Raw genomic sequence first — 11,862 nt, 5'->3', positions numbered from 1 at the left:
TAACCGGGCAATCATGATATTAGATTTGTAAAATAAGGAATGCTATAATATAGTTATCAAGCAGATTCATTGGCCGATGTGCTTAAGTGGAAATAAACTAAACGTATAGGTGTTATGCGGGATGCTGCAGAACATCTTCAAAGAAAGGATGGAGATTATGAGGAAGAAGTTTTATAAAAAAGTGTGTGCATGCGTGATGGCATCTATTATGGTACTGGGACTCACTGCCTGCTCAGATAAAGGAGGAGCAAATACAGAACAAAAGGATGCAGAGCAAAAAGAAAGTGTACAAACAGAGGGCGGACAAATAGAGACTAAGGAACAGGACACAAAGCAGGCGACTGAGGAAAAGCATGAAGCTAAGTCTAACGGAGAGAAAATAACGATTACATTTCAGAGGCAATCTGCGGTTAAAGCAGGGATGCAGGAACGTATAGACGCCTATAATGCTTCTCAGGATGAGATAGAAGTAAAGCTGATCGCTACCACAGACCATGTTCAGAATATGCAGAAACTCCAGCTTTCTACAGCTTCCGGACAGGCTCCCAATATTGTTGCAGTCAATTATATCGATGTGGAAAATGCAGCAAAGCTTTATGATTATCTGGATTTTAATGAGCTGCTGCCTAAATACGGTGATTATACGGTAGGCAACTGGTTGGGTGAACTTCCGAAATATGGTAATATCGACGGCAGACAGATATCACTTCCCTATTTCTCCAATAACCTGTATCTTCATTACAATAAGAAATTATTCAGGGATGCTGGTCTGGATCCGGAGAAACCGCCACAGACCTGGGAGGAATTAAAAGAATATGCGCTTCAGATAAAGGATAAGACAGGAAAGGTAGGTTTCTCCTGGGGACAAAATGATCCATATTATGAAGTAAATACCTGGGCATATTTGAATTTTGTATATCAGAATAAAGGAGTAGTCTGGGATGATAAAGTTACGGAATGTAAACTGGGGAACCAGGAAGGAAAAGACGCATTGAAGTACCTGATGGAACTGCTGGATGACGGTGCTTCCACGATGGAACTTCCCGAGAATGGCTTTGAAAGCGGCTCAATAGGGATGATATTGTATGGAAGCTGGCAGTTGGATCCATATACAGAAGCGCTTGGTGATGATTATGGAAGTGCACTGATGTCGATACCTGACGGTGGAAAGAAAGCTACAATGGCAGGCGGTGAGCATCTGATGATCCTGGATTCCGGTGATGAGAAGATTAATGAGGCAGCCTATAAGGTATTTAAGTGGCTGGTGTCACCGGAGGAAATGGCACATGTCTGCAAAAAAGAAGGAGCAGTTCCGGTTACAGACTTCTGCCGGGATAGCGATGCTTTCAATGGGCTGAAAGAAAATGCATCTTATCAGACGTCTATGGACAATGTACAGTACTCTGTATTCTATCCGGCACCGGCATCCTATGCAGAGATGTCCACGGCCATATACAATAACCTGACAAAAGCTTATTTTAAAGAATCCAGTGTAGATGAAGCGATAGATAATATGGTTAAAGAGGTGAATGACATTATTGCAAAACAGAATAAGTGACATAAATAATGCAAGGAGAGCAATTTTCTAACACGCTCTAAGGCACAGCCCCGGAATATATATCTGCGGCTGTGCCAGGAAGGAGGATCATATGAGAAGAAAGCTTAGTGTACGCCAGAAGAAAGAGACGCGGGATGCTTATATATTTCTTGCGCCCTGCGTTATTTTTTTTGCCATTTTTGTCCTTTATCCTTTTGTATACAGCTTTTATCTGAGTCTCAGTCAATGGGATGGAGGAAAAATCACCAATATAACATTTTCCGGTATTGAGAATTACAAAAGAGTATTTACGGATAAAGAGTTCTATAATTCGCTGAAAGGTACTCTTATATATACCGTTGGGATCAATCTCATCTTGATTGTTGCAAGTACCTATCTGGCTATAGTTTTGAATAAAAAGCGGTTGTTTCAGAACTTTTTTAAAGCGGCTTTTTTTATACCGGTGGTTCTCCCTACTACTGTATGCGCCGCTATGTTTAAATGGATATTCAGCGCCGGAGACGGTTTGTTTAATCTGGCACTCAATGCGGTTGGACTGCCGGGGCAGGCATGGTTTCAGTCACCTGATCTGGCAATGCCGTCTATTTTAATCATGAGTACCTGGAAATGGCTGGGTTACAATATGGTTATTATCATTGCGGCTCTTCAGGGAATTGCGGAAGAATACTACGAGGTTGGAAGGCTTGAAGGGGTAAACTGGTTTACAAAATTTCGTTACATAACCCTTCCCTGTATTAAACCAACTCTTTGGTTTGTTGTTATTATCGGTATTATTAATTCTTTCCAGGTCTTTGACCAGGTTTATCTTCTGACCAGAGGAGGACCTCTGAACAGGACAATGGTACTGGTTTACTACATGTATGTCCATGCCTTTGAATACTACGATTTAAGCTATGCCTCCGCGATAGCATGGGTACTGTTTGTGATCTTGTTTATCCTGACAGCTTTCCAGATGAGGCTGTCAAAGGCAAAGGAATAAGGAGGGGGCAAATATGAAGGAAAGTGCAGAAATAAACACTATAAAATCTATCAAAACATATGCAAATAAAAAATATTTGGCAAATACGGTCAGCTTTGTACTTTTGGCGATGGGTTCCATTATTATGCTGATTCCGATTTTTTGGATGCTTTCTACCGCATTTAAAGAATCGGGACAGATCTGGAGTGTGCCACCGGTATGGATACCGATACCGGCTGTCCTGGATAATTTCCGGGATGTGTTTGAAATTCTTCCGGTGGATAAGCTGTTCTGCAATTCTGTGCTTGTGTCAGTTATCACCACTATCATTCAGCTGATTACATCATGCATGGGTGCATATGCCTTTGCCCGGCTGAATTTCAGGGGTAAAAACCTGATATTTTTATTCTTCATGGCTTCCATGATGATACCCAGGTACATTCTGACGATTCCCCTGTTTCTGATCTTTAATCAGCTGAAGCTGGGAAATACAATGCCGGCGTTAATTCTTCCGGGATGCGTCAGTGCATTTTCCATATTTCTATTGCGCCAGTTTATTGAAGAACTTCCGGCTGAATTTGATGAGGCGGCTACAATTGATGGGGCGAGCCGGTGGAAGATTCTCTTTCGCATAATTATACCACTGGCAAAACCTGGAATCATGACTCTGATTATTTTTGCATTTATGAATGTCTGGAATGATTTTTTCTGGCCGCTTGTTATCATAAATGATACGGAAAAAATGACTTTGCAGGTAGGAATGGCATTTTATATGGGGGCTAAAAAAGTAGAATGGGGACCAATTATGGCTCTAGCCAGCTGTTGTTCGGTACCGATAATGCTGTTATATTTATTTGCACAGAAAAGCTTTATGGCCGGGATAACGGCAGGAGGTGTAAAAGGATGAAAAGCGGATGGTTTCAGGATTATTATGAGAGGTCAGAGAAATCTTTATACTACAAGGCGAAATATGATGAGAATAGTGAGAACATCAATAAGGCATTAAGTGAGCGGTTATTATTTACCCAGTCTAATCTCCGAGCATTGATCGCCCAGGATACTTTGGGCAGGCTGTATTTCGTGTCTTGCCCCCATAAGCAGGATTATGCACTGCCTGCTTTGTGTATGAATCAGGACCAGTATATTACGGCATGCCCGGGTATGTTCTATCAGGTAAATGTGACCCTCCTTTTAGGGAAAATGTGCTATACGCTGACAGACGAGATGGGAAATTGTTATGAAGCGGCAAATTGTGAAAGCAATACGGAATATATAGATAATTTCCTTCCCTGTACAAAGACGGAGTACGAAAATATATCTATGCAAATGGTCAGTATTGCTCCGGTTTTGGAGGAAGGAGCGCGCAGTGCACTTTCGCCGCTGCCTCTTCCCGGGCCATCGGGCTGTCTCTATGCCATTACCATTAAGAATACGGGCAGCGGGGTATTCAGTGGAACGGTTGCTCTTAGCTTGGAAAACCGTTTTGCAGAACCCTATGAGCTTGCCGGCAGCCCAGTTGAAGAACGAACCTTTTCCATGGAACATCAGCGGGTGGATAAGGGGCTATTGATGCTGTATGGTGAAGACGGAGCTGCCGCGGTCCATATGGAGGAGGGGATCTGGAATCAGGAGATGGTTTCAGAGCGAAAAATCAAATTGGCGCCACAGGAAGAAATCACAATTACATCCAGGATTGCTGTAGCTGAAAAAAAAGATGATCTGAATGAGAGTTTATGTATTTTGTACAGAAAGAATGTGGATGAATGGATCAAAATTACTTCCCGTTTTTGGAAAAGCAGGCTTGGAAAGCTGCAGGTAAATGCACCGGAATGTTCAGCAATTCTGGAAATGCAGAGGGATGTGGTTATTAGAAGTATTCTGGATAATTTCAATTGCCTGCAGGCAGACAGAAACGGACAGTTGTGCGTTCACTGGCAGGGAGCACCTTCTCATAATATAGGGAGATTCTGGGGGATTGATTTTGAGCCGACGGCAGTCAGTGTCATGTACATAATGCCCGAATTGGGGAGGATGCTGCTGGAATACATAATTAGCAGAAATGAACCAGGTTATTCCAAATATCAGGATCATTCCACCCCTATTTTGTGTGCACCTCTAATCATAGCCAGGAAATATTATGAACTTACAGGGGACATTAAATGGATTAGAGAAAGGGCAGGCCTCTGGGAAAAACTAAAGGAAATCTACAGAAAGCTGATATTATTTAAGGCTTCGGATTCAAATCTGATTTCCTCACACTTTTCTAGCGATGGACTTGTCATGAACCGTTATGACAATGGAACAAATGTGAAGATCTGGTATGCGATTGAAGGATTTGCCAGCCTGGCAGCCATACTGGAAGATGAAACTGCGGGGGAGTCAAAAGAATTCTCAGATAAAATGAAGACAGACATACAGAACCTCCTGGAAACGGAGGGGCCTTTTGGACGGCAGATAAAGGGAGGTATTAACGGAGGTAAGAATTTGAAGGAAGATAACAGGGAATCTTTTTATTTAAATCCGGACCTTTGTTATTATGATGGCGAAGATTCTGCCAGCTGTATGGCGCCGGTATATGGCATATATCCTTTTGATTATGCACCATGGATAAATTATCACCGATTTGCCAGATCATTATTTGCCAGTAATTATAATCCTGAGATGAATACACTCCGCTGGTTCCCCTATGGGGGTGCAAATGATGGGACAGCATATGTTTCACAGCTGGGCGGAAGTGTGACCAGAGCTGAACAGAAGGCAGGTCTTGTAAATATGCTGGAATCCTGCGTGGATAACACCGGTTCCATCTACTGGTGGCCGCTGGGGAAAAATTTTGTTAGAAGAATAAGCAGATGCAGCCAGGGGCAGGGCTTCCTGGTGTGGCAGTATCTGCAGCAATGGATTGGAATTTTTGCGGATACGGGGAACAGGAGCATCAGAATATCACCACAGGGACTGCCACAGGAAATTATCTGGGAAAACGGACGGGTCGGGAGTTTTGTATTTGATTTCTATTACAGGGAAGAAGAAGAGACTACCATGGTCAGGCTGGTAAATAAAGGATCCTTAAAGTGGTCGGTGAAAATTGGATTTCGCGAACATGGTTCCGGAGCAGGAGCCGTGGCATATGAGGAGAAGAGATGGCTGGATCCCTATGGGACAATAGAAGTTAAAAGAAAAACTGGAAGTGCGGTGCATCAGACAGAAGCAGAGATAGAACGGACAGAATGTGCTGCTGCCTGCGGGGAGAAGGAGCATAGCCTGGACCACATCGGATATCACTTGCCTTTATACGAGATACAGGACAGGTCCATCATTACAATGCAATATGTTCTGTATACGAAAAAGGAAATGGAGGATGTCAGCATCACTGTTAAAGGCGCTTCCGGTTGGAAGTTTGCGGAGAAGAAAGAAGGCATATGGGATGAACTGGGGCAAATGAGCAACACAGAACTTCAGGTTAACCTTAGAAAATGCAAGCCCTGGAAACGCCATGTAATCCCATTCTGGGTAGAGCTAAATGAGGATGAGAATCACAGGGAAGTATGGTTCCAGCGCCATCCTCTGGCGATGTGGAAGCAGGAGGATGAAGATGTCTTATATGTTCAATCTTTGTGGCAGAAGCCGGAGGAGAGATTGGTTGTCAGGCTCAGATGGAAGGAAGATGGGATTCAACTGGAAGAAGAGAAGATAATTTCGATTCGTTATTTCACAGAAAATGATATGAAAATCAGGGTGAATAAAATTCTGGGCGGGCGGAATGTGTGTGACTAAACGTGTAATAAAAAGGATTTGTTTAGGCGGCTTGTAGCTTTGAAGTAAAAGGACTGCATTGCAGAAACAGGAAAGACTGACAAATAGAATAGCAGATAGCTACCAGCTATCTATACCCAGGCATATATGAGAACCATTTATCATACATGTCTGGGTTTTTAATATATCCGCAAGTATCTTAATACAAGGTACAGTTTTTGTTAAATACTACTAAAAAAAATGATAATTATAATGAATATTAACGAAAATAAATAAAGATATTGAAATATATATTGAGACGTGATATGATTTAAAAGTCATATGAAACGATTCATGAAAGTATTTATGAATCTATAAAATATTGGGAGGTATTCAGATGAACAAAAGAACAACGGCATTATTTATGGGAATGGTAGTAATGGCAAGTGCATCATTGGCAGGCTGCGCTAGTGAAACGTCATCAGTAGAAACAAAAACGACAACTGCTTCTGTGGGTAAAGAAGAAACTAAGGCGGCAGAAAGTGCACAGGCGGATGTGTCAGAAACAGCTGGTACAACAGGAACAGCAGATTCCTCAGATGCAGTAGATACAGCAGATGCGGGTGACGTATTAATTGGGGTGTCGATGCCGACACAATCTCTGCAAAGATGGAACCAGGACGGTGATAATCTTCAGAAGTTTCTAAGTGAAAAAGGATATAAAGTGGATCTGCAATATGCTGATAATGAAGTGCAGACACAGGTGTCCCAGATCGAAAATATGATTACAACAGGAGCAAAGGTATTAATTATTGCACCTGTGGATGGAGGGGCATTGTCAGCGGTACTTTCAGAGGCACATGAAAATGGAGTCAAGGTAATTGCTCATGACAGGTTCATTACAGGAACCGGTGACGTTGACTGTGTGGCTACATTTGACAATAGCAGAGTTGGTGAATTACAAGGTGAGTTTATTGTTGATAAACTGGATTTGAAAAATACAAAAGAAAGTTTTAATTTAGAAATTGTAGCCGGATCTTTAGATGATGACAATGCATCTTATTTTCTGAATGGCGCCATGGATGTATTAAATCCTTATATTGAAAGTGGACAGTTAACAGTACAGTCGGGACAGACTTCCAGGGAGCAATGTGCTACAGACGCATGGGAAACGAGTGTTGCACAGTCACGTATGGACAATATCCTTACTGCTTATTATACAGATAAAAAGGTAGATGCGGTACTATGTTCTAACGATTCTACCGCTTTAGGAGCAATCGGAGCTCTGAAAACCGCAGGCTATGGTACGCAGGAATATCCAATGCCGGTTATTACCGGTCAGGATTGTGATCTTTCTAATGTTAAAGCGATTGCAGCAGGAGAGCAGTCAATGTCAGTATTCAAAGATACCAGAGCCCTGGCTGAAGTGGTTGCAGGTATGGCGGATACTTTTGTGAAAGGCGGAACGCCGGAATACAATAATACGAACACTTATGATAACGGAGCTAAAGTTGTACCGGCATATTGTCTGGAGCCAATTGCTGTAACAAAAGATAATTATAAAGAAAAACTGATAGACTCAGGATATTATGCAGAGGCTGACCTTCAGTAAATAGCAGATACCGGTGAGGAGTGACAGGATGGAACATGTAATTTTAGAGATGCAGAATATCATAAAAGAATTTCCGGGTGTAAAAGCATTGGATCATGTGAATCTTAAAGTACGGACAAAGACAATTCATGCCTTAGTTGGTGAAAATGGTGCCGGAAAATCTACATTAATGAAGGTTTTAAGCGGGGTCTATGGATTTGGAACTTACAACGGGAAGATATTATATGAAGGAAATGAGTGCAGGTTTAAAAACGTAAAGGATAGTGAGTGTGAAGGTATCGTTATTATTCATCAGGAACTGGCACTGATTCCCCAGTTATCCATTATGGAAAATATTTTTATGGGTAATGAACAAAAAAGGCAAGGCAGAATTGACTGGTATAAGACCCGGTTTGAAGCATTAAAACTTATGGAAGTTGTTGGCCTCAAAGAGAATCCGGAACGCCTGGTTAATCAGATTGGGGTGGGAAAACAGCAGTTGGTAGAGATTGCGAAAGCGCTTTCCAAAAAAGTCAAGCTGCTGATTCTGGATGAACCCACAGCTGCATTAAACGAAGATGACAGTGAAAAACTTCTGCAGTTAATTATGAAACTTAAAGAAGAGCATGGAATGACCAGCATTATCATATCCCATAAGCTGCCGGAAGTGAGGAAAGTAGCGGATGATATTACAGTTTTAAGAGATGGCATGACAGTAGAAACTTTGTCAAAGGAATCCGGGGAAATTACAGAAGACCGTATTATAAGAGGGATGGTTGGCAGAGAATTGAAGGATTTATATCCGAAACGTTCTAATCCAATTGGAGGTGTCCGATTTGAAATAAAGGATTGGACTGTACACTCACCGGAATATAAAGACACAGTAGTGATCGATCACGTGAATATAAAAATCAGGGAAGGGGAGGTAGTCGGAATAGCCGGGCTAATGGGCGCAGGGCGGACTGAGTTCGCCATGAGCCTGTTTGGAAGAATGTATGGTTCCAATATATCCGGAACAGTAAGAAAAGATAATAAGGAAATTGAAATAAAAAATGTAACAGGAGCCATGCAAAATGGGATAGCTTATCTGACGGAAGACAGGAAAGCGCTGGGATTACTTTTGTATGATGACATACGCAAGAATATTTCCCTTCCCAGTCTGAAAAAATTATCCGCAAAAGGCGTGATAAACGAAAATGAAGAAGTGCGGGTTGCCGAAGAATATATGAAAAAGATGTCAATCAAGGCACCTGGCATTTCACAGCAGACTAATCATCTGTCCGGAGGCAATCAGCAAAAGGTATTACTCGCCCGGTTGATATATGCAAATCCGGAACTGCTGATATTAGATGAGCCTACCAGAGGAATTGATGTGGGGGCGAAGTATGAAATCTATACTATAATTAATGAACTTGCTGCACAGGGAAAATGTATCATTGTTATTTCTTCGGAACTGCCGGAGGTACTTGGCATTAGTGATCGGATCTATGTAATGAACGAGGGCCGGATTATTGGAGAATATGATAAGAATGATGCCAGCCAGGAAAAGATAATGAGAATTATTGTGCAGAGCGACAGGAGGACTGAAAATGAATAAGAAGAAAGCCTTTCATTTAGACTTTGCAAAATATGGAATGATTATTGCACTGGTTGTCATAACGATTATTTTTCAGATTCTGACAAAGGGAGTGTTGCTTGCTCCTATGAATATTGCAAAATTGATTATGCAGAATGGATATATTCTCATATTGGCAGTTGGAATGCTGCCGGTTATCCTGACCGGAGATATTGACCTTTCGGTAGGTGCTATTATGGCATTTGTGGGAGCAATTATGGGGAAGATGATGGTGGGAACCGGAACTTTTCCCGTAGGTGTGGCAATTATCTTTGGTCTGGTTATTGGTTTGCTGATCGGTGCCATTCAGGGATTCTGGATCGCATTTGTAAGGGTACCTGCTTTTATTGCAACACTTGCAGGAATGCTGATTTTCCGGGGATTAACTCTTGTTATTACAGCCGGAAAAACATTGGGTCCATTTCCGGATTCCTATCAGTATATTGCACAGGCATATCTCCCGGATATCGGGGGACCGGAAGGCTTACATACCACGACTCTGTTAATCGGAATTTTGCTGATCATTGTATATATCGCAATGAGCATTACGAAGAGAAAGCAACAGATTAAATATGGCTTCAAGACGAGTACAACACCGGCATTTATAGCCGTTACGATTATCATATCCCTTGTTATTGCTGTTGCAGCGTACTGGTTTATGCGTTTCAAGGGAGCGCCCTTTATCTTGGTTATATTAGGTGTGCTGGTCATTATCTATTCTTTTATCACTCAGAAAACCGTGATTGGACGGCATATTTATGCATTGGGTGGCAATGAAAGAGCATCTGAATTATCGGGGATCAAAATACGCTGGGTTAAATTTGGCGTATTTGCAAATATGGGATTGATGGCAGCAATAGCCGGCATTGTATATTCAGCCAGAATTAACTGCGCAAGCCCTACGGCAGGTGACGGATTTGAAATGGATGCGATTGCAGCCTGCTTTATTGGAGGTGCATCTTCTTCCGGTGGAATTGGAACTGTAACCGGGGCAATTATCGGTGGACTGGTAATGGGTGTCCTTAATAACGGAATGTCTATTGTAGGGGTCGGGACAGACTGGCAGAAGACAATTAAAGGATGTGTACTTTTACTGGCAGTTGTATTTGATATTGTCAATCAGTCTAAGAGAAAATAAGGAGTAGGGGAATATGACAGGTAAGGAAAAATTCATAAAAGCGATGAAGCATGAAGAAGGACCGCTATTGCTGGATATCGGGGGAATGCCTACAACCGGAATTCACTGCACGGTTGTGGAAGCTATGCGGGAATATTATGGACTTGAAAAGAGAATAATAAAAATTCTGGAACCGGTACAAATGCTGGGAGTACTGGATGAAGATTTAAAGGAAGCTATGGGGATACAGACGGTACCTTTATGGGGAGCAGGAACGATGTATGGGTTTCGGCAGACGGACAAATTCAAGGAGTGGAAGACTCCCTGGGGCCAGGAAGTGCTGGTAGCGGAAGCGTTTATGACATCTGAGGATAAGAGAGGTACATACATTTATGCTGGAGGAGATATGAACTACCCGCCCGCAGGGCATATGCCAAACGGCGGGTTTTACTTTGACAATATCAAAAGGACAAAGGAATTCGACGAGGATAATTATAACGTAGAAGATAACTTTGAAGAATTCGGACCAGTATCTGCCCAGGACCTGGAATGGTTAAAACACAAGAAGACAGAAATAGGTGATACAAACCAGATCGTGATGGGAAATCTCGGAGGAACTGCTTTTGGTGACATTGCGCTGGTACCCGGCCCGCAGCTGAAAGAGCCAAAAGGAATCCGGGATGTGGAAGAGTGGTATATTTCTACATCAATCAGACAAGAGGAACTTCATGAAATCTTTTCCTATCAATTAGAATATGCTCTTCAGAATTTAGAAAAAATGCATCAGGTTCTGGGAGAAACTATTCAGACAGCATATATATGCGGCACAGACTTTGGTACGCAGAACGGACCGTTTTGCTCCAACAAAGTATTCCGGGAACTGTATCTGCCTTATTACAGGGCAGTAAATGACTGGATACATTCCAATACAAAATGGAAGACATTTAAACATAGCTGCGGCAGCATTTTTGGACTTATGCCCGAATTGATTGATGCGGGGTTTGACATCATTAACCCTGTTCAGTGGACTGCCAGGGGAATGGAGAAACAAAAGTTAAAGGAGAATTACGGACAGGATATTGTATTCTGGGGAGGTGGCGTTGATACTCAGAAAACATTGCCTTTCGGAACACCGGGGCAGGTCTATGATGAAGTCATGGAATGCTGTAAAGTATTTGGAAAAAATGGCGGTTTTGTGTTTAATACGATTCATAATATCCAGCCTGGAGTACCCGCAGCAAACCTGGCAGCTTTGGTAGATGCGGTAAAGGACTATAATGGTGAATCGTAA

The 11,862-nt window shown here is 42.2% G+C and carries 8 protein-coding genes; all 8 read left to right on the top strand.

Annotated elements, in window-relative coordinates; translation table 11 throughout:
- The first annotated feature begins 157 nt into the window (after positions 1 to 157).
- The 8 genes from QR40_RS14570 to QR40_RS14535 all read left to right on the top strand — a co-directional run bounded on the left by QR40_RS14570 (position 158) and on the right by QR40_RS14535 (position 11,862).
- Positions 158 to 1,558: an ABC transporter substrate-binding protein gene (locus tag QR40_RS14570; protein ID WP_160295821.1), complete on the top strand. Its 1,401-nt coding sequence runs from the start codon at positions 158 to 160 to the stop codon at positions 1,556 to 1,558.
- A 91-nt stretch (positions 1,559 to 1,649) separates the two neighbouring features.
- Positions 1,650 to 2,537 carry a carbohydrate ABC transporter permease gene (locus tag QR40_RS14565; protein ID WP_044295726.1) on the top strand — a complete coding sequence of 296 codons (888 nt, stop codon included), beginning with the start codon at positions 1,650 to 1,652 and terminating at the stop codon, positions 2,535 to 2,537.
- 13 nt (positions 2,538 to 2,550) lie between these two features.
- Positions 2,551 to 3,423: a carbohydrate ABC transporter permease gene (locus QR40_RS14560; protein WP_044295724.1), complete on the top strand. Its 873-nt coding sequence runs from the start codon at positions 2,551 to 2,553 to the stop codon at positions 3,421 to 3,423.
- Positions 3,420 to 6,290 carry a hypothetical protein gene (locus QR40_RS14555; RefSeq protein WP_044295723.1) on the top strand — a complete coding sequence of 957 codons (2,871 nt, stop codon included), beginning with the start codon at positions 3,420 to 3,422 and terminating at the stop codon, positions 6,288 to 6,290. Before QR40_RS14560 ends, QR40_RS14555 begins: the two co-directional genes overlap by 4 nt.
- 355 nt (positions 6,291 to 6,645) lie before the next feature.
- Entirely contained in the window at positions 6,646 to 7,860 is a 1,215-nt protein-coding gene (gene chvE / locus QR40_RS14550) for a multiple monosaccharide ABC transporter substrate-binding protein (protein WP_052430865.1), read from the top strand.
- A gap of 28 nt (positions 7,861 to 7,888) precedes the next feature.
- Positions 7,889 to 9,436: a multiple monosaccharide ABC transporter ATP-binding protein gene (mmsA, locus tag QR40_RS14545; RefSeq protein WP_044295722.1), complete on the top strand. Its 1,548-nt coding sequence runs from the start codon at positions 7,889 to 7,891 to the stop codon at positions 9,434 to 9,436.
- Positions 9,429 to 10,592 carry a multiple monosaccharide ABC transporter permease gene (gene mmsB / locus QR40_RS14540; protein ID WP_044295720.1) on the top strand — a complete coding sequence of 388 codons (1,164 nt, stop codon included), beginning with the start codon at positions 9,429 to 9,431 and terminating at the stop codon, positions 10,590 to 10,592. Before mmsA ends, mmsB begins: the two co-directional genes overlap by 8 nt.
- A gap of 13 nt (positions 10,593 to 10,605) precedes the next feature.
- The gene (locus QR40_RS14535; protein ID WP_044295718.1) at positions 10,606 to 11,862 is read left to right on the top strand and encodes a uroporphyrinogen decarboxylase family protein; all 1,257 of its coding nucleotides are present in this window, start codon (positions 10,606 to 10,608) and stop codon (positions 11,860 to 11,862) included.

The sequence above is a fragment of the Robinsoniella peoriensis genome (assembly GCF_000797495.1).
In the GTDB taxonomy this organism is placed as follows: Bacteria; Bacillota; Clostridia; order Lachnospirales; family Lachnospiraceae; genus Robinsoniella; species Robinsoniella peoriensis.
Note: the sequence above shows the minus strand (reverse complement) of the source record. Positions and strands in the feature narration are given on the sequence as shown.